The sequence below is a fragment of the Kosakonia oryzae genome (assembly GCF_001658025.2).
GTDB classification, from domain to species: Bacteria; Pseudomonadota; Gammaproteobacteria; order Enterobacterales; family Enterobacteriaceae; genus Kosakonia; species Kosakonia oryzae.
Window position 1 is genome coordinate 914,452 of record NZ_CP014007.2, and the last position, 18,368, is coordinate 932,819.

Genomic DNA, 18,368 nt, shown 5'->3' on the forward strand with positions numbered 1-18,368 from the left:
GCACAAAACTGTTCCGGTGACCTGTTAAAATTCATAACCTGGCCGACTCATCTTTGTCGCGCGAAATACCGCGACATTATTGGCTGACAGGATATGATAAATCGTGCTTTATTATTGCCACACGGCGATTTCACCCGTTGGCATTTATTTACCAATCACCGTAAATAACATATCCAGACGAACCGGATTGCGTTCGCGAATTTCAACTTCAGCCGGGCGGCTGATGGCCGCAACGCTGTCCAGAATACCGCCGGCCGGTGTCGCGAAGGCTTCTGGCGCGGCAACGGGTACCGGTTTGCTTTTCGGCCAGGAGAGGGTGTTGGCAGGAATGCCCGCCGGAGCGCTGACATGGCTGGCATCCTTACGGTTTGCAGCCGGGCTGACGGCAACCGTGGGTTCCTGCACTTCATTGCTGATGTCGGGTACTGCTGCTGTTGTGGTTACTGCTTGCATTGTTTCACCATCTTCAGTCATTTCCTGGAAAGAAACACCGGACATTTTCAGTTTTTCAGCCAAAGAACCTAAATCATCGTACATAGTGTTTGCCTGACCCCGATGTGTTGAATACGAACTATAATAAGCAATACGCCTTCTCTATTACCGTGCGACTGTGCAGGGCGCTAAAGCTAAATAGACGGTATCAATAAAAATTCCCGTCATTCGCTTTAAATGAGAATTTCCTTATATACTGTCGGCGGCGGTCAGCCAAGGTCAAGTGACGTTATCGATAAATAGTAATAAACTTATTTAATGCATCTATAAATAACGCCTTTAATTATCACTGCATCGTGAAGCAAACCCAGTCTGCATGGGCATTATAGCCAGCGTAGAAGAAAAAATTATCGCTGCGCGGAGGGTCAGTCTTTTAATTAATAATTACGAAAGGTCGCAATCTTCATTATTTATCCATAATTCGCTTTTTTTGCATCATTTGTTATTTATCGTCCGTGCCCGTTGTTTCTTTAACGATAAATTGCATTGTATATATTGAGTTTGTCTATAAATGACACCCTTTATTAATATTGCGGTTGGTTGATATTGAACCTGGTTATTTTTTCAATTAGGATGTCGGCGAACTCTTCTTTAAGAAAAAAAGATTATGCATTCTGAAAATGATATTTTCGGCTCTGATAATATGCTTGCCGCACTCGAAAATGTTCACGATGCTGTCGTACTACTGGATAGTATGGAAACCGTGTTTTTCTTTAATCGTGCGGCGGAGAAATTATGGGGCTATCCGCGAATTTCTGTGCTGGGGTGTAAAGCCTCCGCTATTCCGTTGTTCGGCTCACTCGATGTGATGCCGACAGGCACCGAAAGTGAGCGTGCGTTAACGGTGATCTCCGCTACCGGTGAAGAGACATCGCTGGCCGCGACCATTAGTTATGAAGGTTGTGGCAGCATCGGTTCTCCTTGCCGCATTGTCGTGCACATCGATCAGGAGCGCGTCACCAAGCTCTCGACCTTTGACCGGCTTACCGGGCTGCCGAATCGCGGCGCGCTGCATCAGTATATTGATCAGACGCTGGCCAGCAGCGTGTGCGATCGCGCGGCGTTTTTCTTCCTCGATCTCGATCATTTTAAAGACGTCAATGATGCGCTGGGCTACGCCGCAGGGGATAACGTGCTGGTGGCGATTGCACAGCGTCTGATGACAGAGTTCTCCCGCCAGGGGTTTGTCAGCCACGCCGACAGCGATGCGTTTGTGCTGGTGATCCCGGATTGCGATTACACCCGCGCGACCAGCATTGCGCAGAAGATCCAGGCGCTGTTCCGAATGCCGTTTAATGTTGCCGATCTGGCGCTGAATGTGACGGTCAGCACCGGTATCAGCCTGTACCCGGATCACGGCGTTTCGCGCGATGGCTTGCTCAAACATGCCAACCACGCTTCGCATCTGGCGAAGGCGGCGGCGTCCGGCGGTTATCTCTTCTTCAGCACCGAGATGAATCAGGTCGATCAGGAACGTTTAAAACTGGCGGCGGCGCTGAAGCTCGCCATCGCCAGCAATTTGCTGCATTTGCACTATCAACCGCAAATATGGCTGAAGAATGGCGAGCTTTATGGTGTGGAAGCGCTGGCGCGCTGGACCGATCCGGTACTGGGCGATGTTCCCCCAGGAAAATTCATCACCCTGGCCGAAGAGACCGGCGAGATTGAAGCCATTGGTCGCTGGACACTTCATGAAGCTTGCCGCCAGATGGCGGAATGGCGCAGTAACGGTATTCATGTGCCGGTGGTATCGGTAAATCTTTCGCCGATCAACTTTTATAACAGCAGTCTGCCGCATTACATCTCTTATCTGCTGCGGCAATACCGCATTCCGTCAAGCTGCCTGACCATAGAGATCACCGAAGGGGTGATGATGGACAAACGCCCGGAAACGATGAAGGTGATCTGCGCGGTTCGCGAACTGGGCGTTGGGCTGTCGATGGACGATTTTGGCACCGGCTTCTCCTGCCTGTCGCGTCTGGCGCATTTACCGATGACGGAGCTGAAAATCGACCAGAGCTTTATGCGCGATCTCAGCGAAGGCAGCAAAATGAAAGCTATCGCCACGACGGTAGTGAAAATCGGCCAAAGTCTGCATCAGACCGTGGTTGCCGAAGGGGTGGAAACCGAGCAGCAGCGTAATCAACTGCGCGATTTACAGTGCGACATTGCCCAGGGCTATCTCTACTCCCGCGCCCTGAATGCATCTGCACTGGCGGGATGGGTGCAAAGCCGGTTACAGCCCGAAATGCGTTATGAGTGAAATTGCAAGGTAGCAGTGGCCCAGGTCTGAAAGGAATATCAGGCCGGAATAACCCCCGGTGCGCGTCCAGTGCCGGGGGATTATTTTATTTCTTTTTTAATAATATTACCTTGCCGCCTAACTGAAGAATTTCAGTGCCACCAGAAATAAGCAGAAAAATAGCATTCCCCATGACATTTGACGATGCGCTTGCCGTGCGGGATTAGTGCTGGTGGTTTTATTTTTGCTCGTGTCGATGTTCATAATGAAATATTACCCAGGCCGATAATAAACCGATGCCAGCCCTTGCCGGGTGGGCATGTATGAAAAGCGATGAACGATGGCGCGCCAGCGGGATGGGCGTCATTTTTTGTTTTATAGATGATGTTTATTAATTCACTTATATATATAGAAATACCGTTCGCTGATATTTTTTTGACGACGCTTAATAAGTGAAGAAAAATCATATTACCTGTAAAAAATAAAAAATCCACGCGCAAATTTAGCTTTGGGGAAATTAATTTATAGCGATAGCTACTTTCTATTATTCAGTATTAATAACCATGATTGCATAAATAAATACCGCCAGCGGCGAATACGGAGCGGTGATAACGAAAAAGCCTGACGCAATGTTGCGCAACGAGGCTATGATGGCTTCTCTTGATGGACGACCGCGCAGGTATGGTCGCAATAGACCCGCAGGATCGGGGAGCGCCGCCAGCCATCAGGCAAATACGTGCGAATCTGATTCACTTTCTTATGTATAGTCGGCAGTTTATGTATTACAGGTAGTTATATTATGGTGGTTCTCTTGCGACCTGGGCGCATTCTGGCAGGGTGAATATCAGGACGCAGGGATCGGCGAGAAACGCTATCTCGCTCACTAAAGAGTCGTTAAGCGCATAGCGGGTCATGCGGAACAAGATCATGAATAATGAAAAAAAAGTTGATCACCAGGATGAAGATACCCGGCACCTCTTCGAGCTGCTGAACAATAATTCAGACTGGGTTTGGGAAGTGGATGCGCAGGGACGTTATACCTGGTCTTCCGAGGTGGTCACGGAGCTGCTTGGTGTGTCGCCGAAAGAGGTCATTGGCAAAACGCCCTTCGATTTTATGCCGCCGGGTGAAGCCGAACGCGTGGCAGGCGCGTTTGGCGCGATCGTGATGGAAAAGCGGGCTTTTTCCGGCCTGGTAAACCGTAACCAGCGTGCTGATGGCAGCATTGTGGTGCTGGAGACCAGCGGCATTCCGCTGTTTGATGAGCAGGGGGAGCTGCGTGGTTATCGCGGCATCGATCGCAATATCTCCAACCTTGGCGAGCGGGTTCTGCAACTGGAAACCATCTATGAAACCACGCCGGTGGCGCTGTGCATGATCGATCGCCAGGGGCGAATGGTGATGTCCAACAAAGCGATGGCGAAGCTGTTGGGGAACACTGTGCCGCAAGGCTTTGAAAGCCATGTTCAGCAGTTGATGCCCGATTACTGGCCCTTTTTCCTTACCGATTTTGCCCTTGCTGACAATGGAGAAGAGTTGCCTTCACGCGAACTCGGCTGGCGCGATCGCTGCTACGATATTCAGTCGGTGCCGGTGCGCGATGCGATGGATGCGGTCGTCGGTTTATCGGTGACCTGGGTGGATATCACCGAGCGTCGTCATGCGGAGCATAAGCTCGCCAGCGCGAATAAAGTGCTGCAACAGTACGCCCAGCTCGACCATCTGACCGGCTTGTTTAACCGCCGCTATATGGATGAGTGCCTGCTGGCGGAGATCGCCCGCGCGTTGCAGGAGGATTTTCCGCTGTCGGTTTGCCTGGCGGATATCGATTACTTCAAAAATTACAACGACAGCCAGGGACATCAGGCCGGAGATGACTGCCTGCGCATCGTTGCCAAAACCCTGACCGCATCGCAACTGCGCAGCAATGATAATGTCAGCCGCTATGGCGGCGAAGAGTTTCTGATTATCTTACCCGGCACCGATTTGGCGCAGGCGATGGGGATGGCTGAAGGCGTGCGCAGTAGTGTCAGCGCGCTACAGATGCCGCACGCCGCCAGCCCCATCGGCTTCATCACCATCAGCATTGGCGTGGCGACACTGCAGGCCGGGCAGCCGGAGTGTGAGGATAAACCGCTGCATATGATTGCCAGCGGCCTGATCCATCGGGCTGACACCGCACTCTATGCGGCGAAAAGGCAGGGACGCAACCAGGTCGTTTCCGCGCGGGACACTTCTTGCAGCTAAAAGGGAGCCATCAGGCTCCCTTTTAATGTTTCAGGCCAACGCCTGTTTCCAGTCGGCAATCAGATCCTTTTCATCTTCAATACCCACCGACAGGCGAATCAGTTGTGGCGTAATGCCGTTCGCCAGTCGCTGTTCCAGCGGGATTGAGGCGTGCGTCATGCTGAATGGCTGGCTGACCAGGCTTTCGACGCCGCCGAGGCTCTCGGCCAGTGTAAACAGGGTTAATTTATTGATGATCTCCGTTGCCCGCGCATCGTCGCCTTTCACCACCACGGAAATCATGCCGCCCGGCAGCGCCATCTGCGTGCGGGCCAGTTGATACTGCGGGTGGGATTCCAGCCACGGAAACCACACTTTTTCCACCTGCGGTTGCTGCTCCAGCCAGCGGGCAAGCGCCAGCGCGTTGCTGCTGTGGCGCTCCACGCGCAGGGAAAGGGTGCGGATACCGCGCAGCGTCAGGAAACTGCTGAAGGGATCGAGCACGCCGCCGACGGCGTTTTGCAGGTAACCGAGTTTTTCCGCCAGTTGCGGGTTATCACCCACTACCGCCAGACCGGCAACCACATCCGAATGGCCGTTCAGGTATTTGGTGGCGGAGTGCACCACAATATCGAAACCCAGCTCCAGCGGGCGATGGATCACCGGCGATGCGAAGGTGTTATCCGCCACGCTCAGCACGTTGTGACGTTTGGCGATGGCGGCGATAGCGGCCAGATCCGCCAGCTTCAACAGCGGGTTGGTGGGCGTTTCCACCCAGATCATTTTAGTTTCCGGGCGAATGGCGGCTTCCAGCCCGGCCAGATCGTCCGGTTTCACCCAGCTAACCTGCAACCCGGCGCTGCGGCGGCGCACGTTTTCAATCAGGCGATACGTGCCGCCATAGACATCATCAATCGCCACCAGATGGCTGTCTTTATCCAGCAGTTCCAGTACCGTGGAGATACTGGCGAGACCGGAGGCAAAAGCATAACCGCGTGTGCCGCCTTCCAGTTCGGCGATAGCCGTTTCCAGCGCGTGGCGCGTCGGGTTGCCGCTGCGCGAATATTCATAGCCGGTGTGCTGGCCCGGCGCAGGCTGTGCAAAGGTGGAGGTGGCATAAATCGGCGGCATGACCGCGCCGTGTTGGTCGTTGAAGACGCCGCTGTGGACGCTTTGCGTTGCCAGGTTTTTCATTTTGTTTTCCTTATTGTTCAAGACGATTGCGCCAGGTCGTCAGCACATCGCTGCGGGTTATCAGGCCGACAAAGCGGCCGTTATCGGCGATCACCGCCACCAGGCCGCGATCGAAAATGTTGCGCAGTGCGCTTTCCGGCGCATGCTTATCGAGAATTTCTACGTTACGCGTCATCGCCTGGCGAACCGGCAGGGAGAAGCGCTGGCTGTCGCCCTGCACGTGGCTTATCAGATCCCACTCATCGACGATGCCGACCAGTTGGCCGTTTTCCAGTACCGGCAGTTGCGAAATGTCATACAGCCGCATGCGTGCCAGCACGGCGGCGAGGCTATCTTCCGGCGCGGCAGTAACGGTGGCGCCTTCGTCGTGACGCAGGGCGATAAAATCCGTGAGATCGCCATTTGACGGGCGCGTCAGCAGACCTTGCTGGCGCATCCAGTCGTCATTAAACATTTTCGACAGGTATTTGTTGCCGCTATCGCAGGCGAAAGTGACCACCCGTTTTGGCGAAGTTTGCGCCTGACAGTAACGCAGTGCGGCGCTGAGCAGGGTGCCGGTGGACGATCCTGCCAGAATACCCTCCTGTTGCAGCAACTCGCGGGCGGTGGCAAAGGCTTCACGGTCAGTGACGCGGAAGGCTTTATGCACGCCGTCGATCTGCGCCAGCGGCGGAATAAAATCCTCACCGATACCTTCAACCAGCCAGGAGCCTGGCTCGCCATAACGACCGGTTTCAACCTGATCGGCGAGAATCGATCCTGCCGGATCCGCCAGCACGAACTCGGTGTGCGGCGAATGTTGCGCGAACCAAGCCTGTAAACCGCCAAGCGTGCCGCCGGAACCCACGCCGACAACGATGGCGTCAATTCGCCCGTCGAGCTGGGCGAAAATTTCCGGTGCGGTCGTGGTCGCGTGCGCCAGAGGGTTGGCTTCGTTGTTGAACTGATCGATGTAAAACGCTCCCGGCGTTTCCTCCGCCAGACGGCGGGCATAATCCTGGTAATAGGCCGGATGACCTTTGTTGACGTCGGAGCGCGTCAGCACCACTTTTGCCCCCAGCGCACGCAGGTGGAAAATCTTCTCGCGGCTCATTTTGTCTGGCACCACCAGGATCAGCGAATAGCCTTTTTGCGCGGCGATCAGCGCCAGCCCCAGCCCGGTATTTCCGGCGGTGGCTTCAATAATCGTGCCGCCAGGCGCGAGCAAACCCAGCCGTTCGGCTTCATTGATCATCGACAGCGCCACGCGGTCTTTAATCGAACCGCCGGGGTTCTGGTTTTCCAGTTTGAGAAATAATTCGCAGGGGCCGCTTGCCAGTTTATGCAACTGCAACAGCGGCGTTTGGCCGATCAATTCGGTTACTGAATGGAAGACAGACATTGTGTATTCACCCGTGGAAAAAACTGATGCACGGATGATAGGTCTGTCATTTTTCGCTTTTAAAGAATCTTTATTCGGCGTTTAGAACAAATGGAAATATAAAGCTCTGTTTAGCCATCGGGAAGGAGAGCCGTATAGTCGTCCGGACGTGTTAACAGCTAAAAAACGTCGTTTTGCGCTGATTTCATGCACTTTTTGTCGCTTCTTTGCCGGAGTTATGCGTTTTTCGGCAATAGATTGCGAAAAAAATCCTTATGGCCAAATTCCGCATTCCGCCGCTTTTAGCGCGTTTGGTTATAAGTGAGTGATATTTAGTTATTTGAAATATAACTGTGGCTGATTATTATCATCTGGACATCCATACTGCTAAACCGCCAAACGGAAACATCAACGAATGATCGTGCTAAGGAATATTTCCAAAATTTTCGACCAGGGAAAGGCATCGATTACCGCCGTCGACAGCGTCAATCTGACGGTTGAGCAGGGGCAAATTTACGGGATTATCGGCTACAGCGGCGCCGGAAAAAGTACGCTGATCCGTTTGCTGAACGGGCTGGAAAAGCCGACCAGCGGCAGCGTGGTGATTAACGGTCAGGATATTGCACAAGCAAAGGGCGAAGCCCTGCGCCAGGCGCGTCTGAAGATCAGCATGGTCTTCCAGCACTTCAATTTATTGTGGTCGCGCACGGTCAGCGAAAACATCGCCTTTTCTATGCAGATTGCCGGTGCACCAAAAGCGAAAATTCAGGCCCGCGTGGCGGAGTTGATCGAGCTGGTGGGGCTGAAAGGCCGCGAGAATGCCTATCCGTCGCAGCTTAGCGGCGGGCAGAAACAGCGCGTTGGCATTGCGCGTGCGCTGGCAAATAACCCGGACGTCCTGCTGTGCGATGAAGCGACCTCGGCGCTGGATCCGCAGACCACCGATCAAATCCTCGATCTGCTGCTGGATATTAATCGCCGCTTCAAACTGACCATCGTGCTGATCACCCATGAAATGCACGTGGTGCGCAAGATCTGCGATCGGGTCGCGGTGATGGAGAACGGCAAAGTGGTGGAAGAGGGCGACGTGCTGAACGTCTTTACCCATCCGCAGCAGCCGATTACCCGCCAGTTTGTGCGCCAGGTAAGCCAGTATAAAGAAGAAGAGACGTTCAACCCGGAGTTGAACAGCGATCTCGACGGTACGGTGATTAAGCTGACGTTTACCGGCCACAGTACGCACCAGCCGATCGTCGGTGAACTGACGCTGCGTTACGGTCTGCCGTTCAATATTCTGCACGGCAAGATGTCGCAGACGGCACATGGTGTTTTTGGACAATTATGGGTGCACGTGAAGGCGACCCCGGAACAACTGGACAATATCCTTGCGGATTTGCGCAACACCGATATTGCAAGCGAGGTCGTAACACATGGCTGACTCTTTCTTCCCGCATCTGAAATGGGAGCAACTCTGGGCGGCGACGCAAGAGACGTTATATATGACGGCGCTCTCCGGCGCGGCAACGTTCGTACTGGGAATTTTGCTGGGGCTGGCGCTGTTTCTGACGGCGCGCGGCGGGCTGTTCCAGAACCGCACGCTGTATAGCGTGATTTCGATTCTGGTGAACGTTTTCCGCTCTATCCCGTTCATCATTTTGATTGTGCTGTTGATTCCTTTTACCAAAACCATCGTCGGGACCATTCTCGGCGCGAATGCCGCGCTGCCCGCGCTGATTGTCGGTGCGGCACCGTTTTACGCGCGCTTAGTCGAGATTGCGCTGCGCGAGGTGGATAAAGGGGTGATCGAGGCGACGCGTTCAATGGGCGCGCGGCTGAGCACACTGGTCTTTCGGGTGTTACTGCCTGAATCATCACCTGCGCTGGTGTCCGGTATTACCGTGACGCTGATTGCGCTGGTGAGCTACAGCGCCATGGCCGGGGTTATTGGCGCGGGCGGGTTGGGCAATCTTGCTTATCTGGAAGGATTCCAGCGCAACCACAACGACGTCACGCTGGTGGCGACGGTGACTATTCTTATCATCGTCTTCATTATTCAGTTCTGCGGCGACGTGATCACTTCTCTGTTAGATAAACGATAATTATTGGAAACCACCATCATGAAAAAAACACTGACACTGATTGCCGCAGCAACCCTTAGCGTTCTGAGCTTCTCCTCCTGGGCGGATACCCTGACCGTCGGCGCATCCAACGTGCCGCACGCGGAAATCCTTGAGCAGGCGAAACCGATTCTGGCGAAGCAGGGCATCGATCTCGAGATCAAACCGTTCCAGGATTACATTCTGCCGAACACCGCGCTGGCCAGCCGCGAACTGGATGCCAACTACTTCCAGCACATTCCGTACCTGAACAGCGTTATCAAAGATCATGCGGGCGACAAATCCTATGATTTCGTCAGCGCCGGTGCGATCCATATCGAGCCGATTGGTATCTACTCTAAAAAATACAAATCGCTGAAAGATCTGCCGGAAGGCGGCAAAGTGATCATGCGTGATGCCGTTTCTGAAGAGGGGCGTATCCTCTCCATCTTCGAAAAAGCGGGCGTGATCAAGCTGAAACCGGGCGTGGATAAAGTGACGGCGCGTATCGACGATATCGTTGAGAACCCGAAAAAACTGAAGTTCCTGCCGAACGTGGAAGCGGCGCTGCTGCCGCAGATGTATAACAACAATGAAGGCGATGCGGTGGTGATCAACGCCAACTACGCCATCGATGCGGGCCTGGATCCGGTACACGATCCGATCGCCGTTGAGAGCGGTGAAAACAACCCGTATGCCAACATCATCACCGTACACCGCGGCGACGAGAAGAAAAAAGATATCGTGGCGCTGGTGAACGTGCTGCACTCCAAAGAGATTCAGGACTGGATCCGTACCAAATATAAAGGTGCGGTGATCCCGGTTAACAACTGATCCCCTTCGCGCGCGGTCTTGCCTGGCCGCGCGCCATTTCCTGCGGCCCCTTCGCTTATTCCTTGTGATTAATCTCACCAATTTTAAACATCTGCGTTAACACTCATTAACAATGCACTACTATTGCCGGGTTCAGTGACTGCGGGAGCCAGCAATGAAAGATGTCGTGATTGTGGCGGCGGTGCGTACGCCGATCGGCTGTTTTCAGGGAGCGCTGTCGCGCCATTCTGCCGTAGAACTGGGTAGCCTGGTGGTGCAGGCGCTGGTGGAACGCAGCGGCGTACAGCCACAGGATATTGATGAAGTGATTTTGGGCCAGGTGCTGACCGCCGGAGCCGGGCAAAACCCTGCCCGCCAGTCGGCCATCAAGGGCGGCCTGCCGAACACCGTTTCTGCCATTACCATTAATGACGTGTGCGGTTCCGGGCTGAAGGCGCTGCATCTGGCATCGCAAGCGATTCAGTGCGGCGAGGCGGATGTGGTGATCGCGGGTGGTCAGGAAAATATGAGCCGCGCGCCGCATGTTCTGACCGACAGCCGCACCGGGGCGCGACTGGGTAACAGCCAGTTGATTGACAGTCTGGTGCATGACGGCCTGTGGGATGCGTTCAATGATTATCATATGGGCGTTACCGCCGAGAACCTGGCGCGCGAGTATGGCATCAGCCGCGAGCGGCAGGATGAGTGGGCGTTAAGCTCGCAGCATAAAGCGCGTGCGGCGATTGATGCCGGGCGTTTTCGTGACGAAATTGTCCCGGTGAAGACGCAGAGCGCAGACGGGCAGCCACTGCTGGTGGAGACCGATGAACAGCCGCGCACCGATCCTACTGCGGAAGCACTGGCGAAACTGACGCCCGCCTTTGAACAGACGGGTTCAGTCACTGCCGGAAATGCATCGCCGATGAACGATGGTGCCGCTGCTGTGCTGATGATGAGCGAAGGCAAAGCGGCCGAACTGAATTTACCGGTGCTGGCGCGTATTCGCGCCTTTGCCAGCGTTGGCGTCGATCCGGCGCTAATGGGGATCGCGCCGGTTTATGCCATGCGTCGCTGTCTGGAGCGCGCTGGCTGGCAGCTTGACGATGTCGATCTGATCGAAGCCAACGAAGCGTATGCCGCGCAGGCGCTGTCGGTAGGGAAAATCCTCGAATGGGACGAGAAGCGCGTTAATGTCAACGGCGGCGCTATTGCGCTGGGCCATCCGATTGGCGCTTCCGGTTGCCGGATCCTGGTGTCGTTAGTGCATGAGATGCAAAAGCGCAATGCCCGCAAAGGGCTGGCGACACTCTGTATCGGCGGCGGGCAAGGCGTGGCGTTGGCCGTTGAACGCGATTAATCTCTTCCTTATTGCGAATAAAGCCTTCCGCCCGGAAGGCTTTATTATTTGTGATACTCATCGCAAGTGTTGTTTCAATTAAAATAAAACCTCTCTTTCTCGCGCTAATAACGCGCTCGATTTAATTAAATCGTTTATTTAAATCTTTATATCTATATTATCCCCTGCGTTACAATTTGAAATGATCAACATAAGCAAGCTTATTATTATTGTATTTTGGTTGTAGCTCTATGTTTTGTATTGTGTTTTTTATTTGTATTTAACTATGTAAGAGAACAGTTAATAGAAAAAGGGTGTGATCTTGACCTTGTTTGTTGCTGTTTTTAACTGGAATTTATTGATATTCATCACGCCGTTATACAGAGTTCCGTCTCAGGTTAATATTTACGATCGTGATCACTAAAATAAAGTTCCCGTAAAAATAAAATAGAATTCCATAAAAATGGAACATAATTTTAATTTCTTGGGGTAACTCATGTTTAAAAAATCTCTGGCTCTTGCTTCACTCCTTGGCGCATCCTTCGCTTCACAAGCGGTCACTGTAGACTTACGTCATGAATACATCGATAGCGGTTCAAACGCCGATCGCGTTGCGGTCTCTCACCGCTTTGAAAATGGCGTCGGTTTTGGTGTCGAAGCGAAATGGAAATCGGGCGGCGACGATGCGGATAAACCGCTAACGGAAATCGTCGGTAACGGCCACGAAGAATCCATTAACTGGCGCTGGGCAGCGACTAAAAATATTGCGTTAACACCAGGCTTTAATATCGAAAGTAAAGATACCAACTCTATCTATAAACCCTATATTCACGCGCAGTACAGCTTCGATAATGGCGTTTATATTGCTGGCCGTTACCGTTATGAATACACACGTAACCCGGATTCCAGCACCGTTGATAATAAGGTCAACAAATTCGATGCATGGCTCGGTTGGGCGATGGGCGATTATCGCGTTGAGCTGAACTATGTTTACGCCAAGAGCACCGAAGATGTTATTCGCGAGAACAACAAAACTTATTCCAACGAATACAACGCTAAAGTGGCCTATAAACTGGATAAAAACTGGTCTCCGTATGTGGAAGTCGGCAACGTCGGCGTGAAAACCACTGACGAACGCCAGACCCGTTTCCGCGTCGGTGTCGCGTACTCTTTCTGATTGTCTGCATTACCCTCAATAGATTCCCCGGAGTAGTTGGCCGGGGATTTTTATGCCCGTCATATGCCCGTCATACTTCACGCTGCAGGGGCGTTGCATGCCGGATGGCGCGAACGCGTATCCGGCCTACAACAAGACGGTATTTTTATGCTCTTGTGAATGTATGCCCTAAATAATTCGCGTTGCAGGAAGGCGGCGACGCAGCGAATCCCCAGGAGCTTACTGAAGTAAGTGACTGGGGTTCGCGAGGAAAGCCAACGCATCTGCAACGCGAAGTATGACGGGCATAGGGAGGCAAAAAAAAAGCCCTCCGAAGAGGGCAAGGCCAGTTACAGAAACACTTACTCAAAACCTATGCTTGCAACAAAGTGCGTTCTTCGGGAAGTTTCGCGATATAGAGCGCCGGTTTGCCGTCTTTATCCGAACTAAACAGAATCGCACTGTCGTCCGGTGTGAAGGACGGATGTGGATGGGTCACCTGGCGGCTATTGGCAAAGGTCGCCCATGAGGTATCGTGGCGTGCCACGCGGAAATAAGCTTTTTTCGCCACGTCGAAAACGTACAAATAGGGATCGTTGTCGATGGTGTAACCGCTGGTATCTTTCACATCCACCGGCGTACCGGAACCATCGCCAACCAGCAGCGTGCCGTCGAAATTACTCATCAGATGCGAACAGGCAGGCATGGGCATGACAGCTTCATTGACGCCGGTATCCGGATTGAAACGGTAAATCATGCGGCCCTGTTCTCCCTTCAGATACGAGACATAGACCAGCGCGGAACCGTTCGGCACCCAGAATTCGTGCGTGCAGCTTTCGCCTTCCGCGTGATCTTTCACTTTGCGCACGTTGCTGCCGTCTTCGTTCACCAGCCACATCCGTGCATCCACCAGATCGTGCGGGCCTTCATGGCAGAACGCGACGGTATTGTCGTCGAACGGACGGTAAATCGGGTGGCCGAGCCAGATTTTCTCTTCGTGGATCACGCTGCTTTCGCCGCTCTTCAGATCGACACGCAGCAGGCGGCAGTGCGGCCCTTTATGGAAGAAATCATGGAACAGTTTCCAGTCATTCAGCGGCGTCCAGTCGCTGGCGGCAATCTCGATCCCCACCAGTTTGCTGCAATCGCTATTGGCAACCCAGGTGCCGTAACCTACCCACTCATCCGGCACGCGATAAACTTCACGCTCTGCCAGCGTCTGCAAATTCACTTCGCGCAGGGTGCGATCGTTTTTCACATAGTAGAGTGCGCTGTCATCCGGGGAGAGAAAACCGCCGAAAGTGTTGTCGCCTGCGCCTTCCGTTAACTGAATGGCTTCGGCTTTGGCGATATCCAGCAGGTAGTAGTTCCAGTGTCCGTCAAATTCACCGGCGAATAACAGATGACTGCCATTATTAAAGAAGCACTTTTGATAAAAGTAATTCCGGTGACAGGTCACTTCCGGTGGGGTTAAACGGGTGACTTCCGCGCCGGTATCCGGATCGCGGCTGACTGCATAATTGAGTTTAACCCGCATGCCTTTCGCCATTTTTTCGCTCCTTTTCGGGTCTGCTGGGAAAGCGTGCGTCCCAATGATGACCACTGATTCTCATAAGTTTAAAAACAGGGTGTTAAATTATCAAAACATTGTTTCAATATGTGTGATTGCTGACGCACTTTATAAGAAAATTCCAGCTGTTACGCAGGATCTGAAGGGAAGAAAAAGCCAGGCGAAGGCGGACTTTGATTTTAAACAGGAAAAGCGCTAATCGGCTGTCGGAATTCAAAGGTCAACTTAACTCCTTGTTGATATTATTAATTTTCAGCTTAAAACGTAAAGAAATTCCTCCGCTGGCGTTGTCACCACCAAGCAATCGTGATCGCACTTACAGATTTCATAATAACTGACAGAAAAATTGAAACGTTGTTTTATTCACAATTGAAAACATGTTTTAGCCGGGATAAGATGCATCTAAAGAAGAAACGGAACGATGTTTCCGGTTCCGTTTGGTGCCGTTTCGGTCAAAATTTACGTCGGAGGTTATTGTGGAAGTCAGACAAAGCATCCACAGTGCGCACGCCAAAACGCTGGATACCCAGGGTCTGCGCAATGAGTTTTTAATTGAAAAAGTGTTCGTTGATGACGAATACACCATGGTCTACAGCCACATCGACCGCATCATTGTTGGCGGCATTAAGCCGGTACAGAAAAACGTTTCTGTCGGCGGCGAAGTGGGTAAGCAACTCGGCGTGACCTATTTCCTTGAACGCCGCGAGCTGGGCGTCATCAACATTGGCGGTCCGGGGACGATTACCGTTGACGGCCAGTGCTATGAAATTGGTCACCGCGATGCGCTATACGTTGGCAAGGGCGCGAAAGAAGTGGTGTTTGCCAGCGTCGATAGCGCAAAACCGGCCAAGTTCTACTACAACTGCGCGCCGGCGCACATGACCTTCCCAACGAAAAAAGTGACCCCTGCGGATGTCGCGCCGGTCACCCTTGGCGATCCGCTCACCAGTAACCGCCGCACCATCAATAAATATTTCGTGCCGGATGTGCTGGAAACCTGCCAGTTAAGCATGGGGCTGACCGAGCTGGCGCCGGGCAACCTGTGGAACACCATGCCGTGCCATACCCATGAACGCCGTATGGAAGTCTATTTCTACTTCAACATGGAAGAAGATGCCTGCGTCTTCCACATGATGGGAGAACCGCAGCAAACGCGTCATATCGTGATGCACAACGAGCAAGCCGTCATTTCTCCAAGCTGGTCCATTCACTCGGGTGTTGGCACGCGTGCGTACACCTTCATCTGGGGAATGGTGGGTGAGAACCAGGTCTTTGATGACATGGATCACGTCGCTGTAAAAGATCTGCGCTAAGTGCGGGCAGCATAAAACCATGCCTGTCCGGTACAGGCGCTGATAGATTAAGGAACTAACATGATTCTGGATGCATTTTCTCTTCAAGGTAAGGTTGCGGTAGTGAGCGGTTGCGATACCGGTCTCGGTCAGGGGATGGCGCTGGGTCTGGCGGAAGCAGGTTGCGACATCGTTGGCATCAACATCGTTGAACCGACAGAAACCATCGAGCGCGTGACCGCGCTGGGCCGTCGTTTTCTCAGCCTGACTGCCGATCTGCGTAAGATCGACGGCATTCCGGCGCTGCTGGAACGTGCGGTCGCAGAGTTCGGCAAGATCGACATTCTGGTGAATAACGCCGGTTTGATCCGCCGTGAAGACGCGATCAACTTTAGCGAGCAGGACTGGGACGACGTCATGAACTTGAACATCAAGAGCGTATTCTTTATGTCTCAGGCGGCGGCGAAACACTTTATCGCTCAGGGTAACGGCGGCAAGATCATCAACATCGCTTCCATGCTCTCCTTCCAGGGCGGCATCCGCGTTCCGTCTTACACCGCGTCAAAAAGCGGCGTGATGGGCATCACCCGTCTGCTGGCTAACGAATGGGCGAAGCACAATATCAACGTCAACGCGATTGCGCCGGGCTACATGGCGACCAATAACACCCAGCAACTGCGCGCCGACGAACAGCGCAGCGCTGAGATCCTCGATCGTATCCCGGCTGCGCGTTGGGGTTTGCCGAGCGATCTGAAAGGGCCGGTGGTGTTCCTCGCATCGAAAGCATCTGACTACATCAACGGTTACACCGTGGCTGTTGATGGCGGCTGGCTGGCACGATAATTCGTCTGCCGGAGCCTGATAAAACCTGCCTGCGGGCAGGTTTTTTTATTTCTGCATAAAGTTTGTCCATATGTGTCTAATTGAAAAATCCATATTCATTTCTACTGAAGTCACACCCTTGTTTATAAATATCATATAAATCATATTGTTAAAATTAGTTTAGTGCTTAAACTATATTTTCAAAATTGTAAACTCCATCACAAAACGCAGTGCCACAGCGGTTTTATCCATATCTTCGCGAGTTCCTCACTGACGCTTCCGGCGATTGCTGGCTTACTTTCATAGAACACCTTACTTTGTGCAGGCAGGGAAAAAATGGCTTCTATCAGTAATGACTCTGTAATACTTCCGCGCGCGTTGCGTGATACCCGGCGGATGAACCTGTTTGTTTCTGTTTCGGCAGCAGTCGCCGGACTGTTGTTTGGCCTTGATATCGGCGTAATCGCCGGTGCGCTGCCGTTTATTACCGATCATTTTACGTTGAGCAGCCGCCTGCAAGAGTGGGTGGTAAGCAGCATGATGCTCGGCGCGGCGCTGGGCGCGCTGTTTAACGGCTGGCTCTCGTTCCGCCTGGGGCGTAAATACAGCCTGATGGTCGGTGCGGTGCTGTTTGTTGCTGGTTCACTCGGTTCGGCGTTTGCCGGTAGTGTGGAAGTGCTGCTCCTTTCTCGCGTGCTGTTGGGCATTGCTGTAGGGATTGCCTCTTACACTGCGCCGCTCTATCTCTCTGAAATGGCGAGCGAAAACGTGCGTGGCAAGATGATCAGCATGTACCAGTTGATGGTAACGCTGGGGATTGTGCTGGCGTTCCTCTCCGATACGGCGTTCAGCTACAGCGGCAACTGGCGGGCGATGCTCGGCGTGCTGGCGTTGCCAGCGGTGCTTTTGATTATTCTGGTGATTTTCCTCCCCAATAGCCCGCGCTGGCTGGCGCAAAAAGGGCGTCATATCGAAGCGGAAGAGGTGCTGCGGATGCTGCGCGATACCTCGGAAAAAGCCCGCGAGGAGCTGAACGAGATCCGCGAAAGCCTGAAACTGAAACAGGGCGGTTTTCAGTTGTTTAAAACCAACCGCAATGTGCGCCGCGCGGTGTTCCTTGGCATGTTGTTGCAGGCGATGCAGCAGTTTACCGGGATGAACATCATCATGTATTACGCGCCGCGCATCTTTAAAATGGCCGGTTTTACGACCACTGAGGAGCAGATGATCGCCACGCTGGTAGTCGGGCTGACCTTTATGTTCGCCACCTTTATCGCGGTATTTACGGTGGATAAAGCAGGGCGTAAACCGGCGCTGAAAATTGGTTTCAGCGTGATGGCGCTTGGTACGCTGATCCTCGGTTACTGCCTGATGCAGTTTGATAACGGCACGGCATCCAGCGGCTTGTCCTGGCTGTCGGTCGGCATGACGATGATGTGCATTGCCGGGTATGCGATGAGCGCCGCGCCGGTCGTGTGGATCCTCTGCTCTGAGATCCAGCCGCTGAAATGCCGCGACTTTGGTATTACCTGTTCCACCACCACGAACTGGGTGTCGAACATGATTATTGGCGCGACTTTCCTGACATTGCTGGATGCAATTGGCGCGGCCGGGACGTTCTGGCTCTATACGGCGCTGAATCTGGTGTTTGTTGGCGTTACGTTCTGGCTGGTGCCGGAAACCAAAAACGTCACGCTGGAGCATATCGAGCGCCGTCTGATGTCCGGCGAGAAGCTGCGGAATATTGGGGTTTAACGGTGTGAAATTGC

General features: G+C 53.0%; 15 protein-coding genes. 11 read left to right on the forward strand and 4 right to left on the reverse strand.

What is annotated here, in order from left to right:
- Positions 1-144 precede the first annotated feature (144 nt).
- On the reverse strand, positions 145-537 hold the full coding sequence (locus AWR26_RS04470) for a hypothetical protein (protein ID WP_064563898.1): 393 nt from the start codon (positions 535-537) through the stop codon (positions 145-147).
- A gap of 562 nt (positions 538-1,099) precedes the next feature.
- Between AWR26_RS04470 and AWR26_RS04475 the strand changes: the two genes are divergently transcribed.
- Positions 1,100-2,755: a sensor domain-containing protein gene (locus tag AWR26_RS04475; protein ID WP_064563902.1), complete on the forward strand. Its 1,656-nt coding sequence runs from the start codon at positions 1,100-1,102 to the stop codon at positions 2,753-2,755.
- A 906-nt stretch (positions 2,756-3,661) separates the two neighbouring features.
- Entirely contained in the window at positions 3,662-4,981 is a 1,320-nt protein-coding gene (locus AWR26_RS04480) for a sensor domain-containing diguanylate cyclase (protein WP_064563904.1), read from the forward strand.
- Between the two features lie 30 nt (positions 4,982-5,011).
- Here the strand turns inward: AWR26_RS04480 and AWR26_RS04485 are convergent, their stop codons facing one another.
- Both AWR26_RS04485 and AWR26_RS04490 read right to left on the reverse strand, forming a co-directional pair.
- On the reverse strand, positions 5,012-6,154 hold the full coding sequence (locus AWR26_RS04485; protein WP_043956718.1) for a trans-sulfuration enzyme family protein: 1,143 nt from the start codon (positions 6,152-6,154) through the stop codon (positions 5,012-5,014).
- A 10-nt stretch (positions 6,155-6,164) separates the two neighbouring features.
- Positions 6,165-7,535 carry a pyridoxal-phosphate dependent enzyme gene (locus AWR26_RS04490; RefSeq protein ID WP_064563909.1) on the reverse strand — a complete coding sequence of 457 codons (1,371 nt, stop codon included), beginning with the start codon at positions 7,533-7,535 and terminating at the stop codon, positions 6,165-6,167.
- 394 nt (positions 7,536-7,929) lie between these two features.
- Here AWR26_RS04490 and AWR26_RS04495 point away from each other — a divergent pair, with 394 nt between their 5' ends.
- From AWR26_RS04495 to AWR26_RS04515, 5 genes are all read left to right on the forward strand, one after another.
- On the forward strand, positions 7,930-8,952 hold the full coding sequence (locus AWR26_RS04495) for a methionine ABC transporter ATP-binding protein (RefSeq protein ID WP_007370322.1): 1,023 nt from the start codon (positions 7,930-7,932) through the stop codon (positions 8,950-8,952).
- The gene (locus tag AWR26_RS04500) at positions 8,945-9,613 is read left to right on the forward strand and encodes a methionine ABC transporter permease (protein WP_064563911.1); all 669 of its coding nucleotides are present in this window, start codon (positions 8,945-8,947) and stop codon (positions 9,611-9,613) included. The genes AWR26_RS04495 and AWR26_RS04500 overlap by 8 nt, the downstream gene beginning before the upstream one ends.
- An 18-nt stretch (positions 9,614-9,631) precedes the next feature.
- Positions 9,632-10,444 carry a MetQ/NlpA family ABC transporter substrate-binding protein gene (locus AWR26_RS04505; RefSeq protein ID WP_043956721.1) on the forward strand — a complete coding sequence of 271 codons (813 nt, stop codon included), beginning with the start codon at positions 9,632-9,634 and terminating at the stop codon, positions 10,442-10,444.
- A 154-nt stretch (positions 10,445-10,598) separates the two neighbouring features.
- Positions 10,599-11,780 (forward strand): acetyl-CoA C-acetyltransferase, encoded by a 1,182-nt coding sequence (locus tag AWR26_RS04510; RefSeq protein WP_064563912.1) that lies wholly within the window; start codon positions 10,599-10,601, stop codon positions 11,778-11,780.
- Between the two features lie 475 nt (positions 11,781-12,255).
- Positions 12,256-12,936 (forward strand): oligogalacturonate-specific porin KdgM family protein, encoded by a 681-nt coding sequence (locus tag AWR26_RS04515; RefSeq protein WP_007370326.1) that lies wholly within the window; start codon positions 12,256-12,258, stop codon positions 12,934-12,936.
- A 352-nt stretch (positions 12,937-13,288) separates the two neighbouring features.
- On the opposite strand, the gene AWR26_RS04520 is transcribed toward AWR26_RS04515, so the two are convergent.
- Complete coding sequence (locus tag AWR26_RS04520; protein ID WP_064563913.1) at positions 13,289-14,464, reverse strand: oligogalacturonate lyase family protein; 1,176 nt, start codon at positions 14,462-14,464, stop codon at positions 13,289-13,291.
- Between the two features lie 43 nt (positions 14,465-14,507).
- Between AWR26_RS04520 and AWR26_RS04525 the strand changes: the two genes are divergently transcribed.
- The 4 genes from AWR26_RS04525 (at position 14,508) to araE (ending at position 18,354) form a co-directional block, all read left to right on the forward strand.
- A complete protein-coding gene (locus AWR26_RS04525) occupies positions 14,508-14,684 on the forward strand; it encodes a hypothetical protein (RefSeq protein ID WP_156525206.1) in 177 nt (58 codons plus the stop codon).
- A gap of 277 nt (positions 14,685-14,961) precedes the next feature.
- Positions 14,962-15,798: a 5-dehydro-4-deoxy-D-glucuronate isomerase gene (gene kduI / locus AWR26_RS04530; RefSeq protein WP_064568954.1), complete on the forward strand. Its 837-nt coding sequence runs from the start codon at positions 14,962-14,964 to the stop codon at positions 15,796-15,798.
- A gap of 60 nt (positions 15,799-15,858) precedes the next feature.
- On the forward strand, positions 15,859-16,620 hold the full coding sequence (gene kduD, locus AWR26_RS04535; protein WP_043956724.1) for a 2-dehydro-3-deoxy-D-gluconate 5-dehydrogenase KduD: 762 nt from the start codon (positions 15,859-15,861) through the stop codon (positions 16,618-16,620).
- Between the two features lie 315 nt (positions 16,621-16,935).
- Complete coding sequence (araE, locus tag AWR26_RS04540; protein WP_064563919.1) at positions 16,936-18,354, forward strand: arabinose-proton symporter AraE; 1,419 nt, start codon at positions 16,936-16,938, stop codon at positions 18,352-18,354.
- Positions 18,355-18,368: the final 14 nt, after the last annotated feature.

Coding starts and splice junctions, on each gene's coding strand:
- AWR26_RS04505 (WP_043956721.1), top strand. CDS start 9,632: ATGAAAAAAACACTGACACTGATTGCCGCAGCAACCCTTAGCGTTCTG.
- AWR26_RS04485 (WP_043956718.1), bottom strand. CDS start 6,154: ATGAAAAACCTGGCAACGCAAAGCGTCCACAGCGGCGTCTTCAACGAC.
- AWR26_RS04510 (WP_064563912.1), top strand. CDS start 10,599: ATGAAAGATGTCGTGATTGTGGCGGCGGTGCGTACGCCGATCGGCTGT.
- AWR26_RS04520 (WP_064563913.1), bottom strand. CDS start 14,464: ATGGCGAAAGGCATGCGGGTTAAACTCAATTATGCAGTCAGCCGCGAT.
- AWR26_RS04525 (WP_156525206.1), top strand. CDS start 14,508: ATGATGACCACTGATTCTCATAAGTTTAAAAACAGGGTGTTAAATTAT.
- AWR26_RS04470 (WP_064563898.1), bottom strand. CDS start 537: ATGTACGATGATTTAGGTTCTTTGGCTGAAAAACTGAAAATGTCCGGT.
- AWR26_RS04475 (WP_064563902.1), top strand. CDS start 1,100: ATGCATTCTGAAAATGATATTTTCGGCTCTGATAATATGCTTGCCGCA.
- kduD (WP_043956724.1), top strand. CDS start 15,859: ATGATTCTGGATGCATTTTCTCTTCAAGGTAAGGTTGCGGTAGTGAGC.
- AWR26_RS04480 (WP_064563904.1), top strand. CDS start 3,662: ATGAATAATGAAAAAAAAGTTGATCACCAGGATGAAGATACCCGGCAC.
- AWR26_RS04500 (WP_064563911.1), top strand. CDS start 8,945: ATGGCTGACTCTTTCTTCCCGCATCTGAAATGGGAGCAACTCTGGGCG.
- araE (WP_064563919.1), top strand. CDS start 16,936: ATGGCTTCTATCAGTAATGACTCTGTAATACTTCCGCGCGCGTTGCGT.
- AWR26_RS04495 (WP_007370322.1), top strand. CDS start 7,930: ATGATCGTGCTAAGGAATATTTCCAAAATTTTCGACCAGGGAAAGGCA.
- AWR26_RS04490 (WP_064563909.1), bottom strand. CDS start 7,535: ATGTCTGTCTTCCATTCAGTAACCGAATTGATCGGCCAAACGCCGCTG.
- AWR26_RS04515 (WP_007370326.1), top strand. CDS start 12,256: ATGTTTAAAAAATCTCTGGCTCTTGCTTCACTCCTTGGCGCATCCTTC.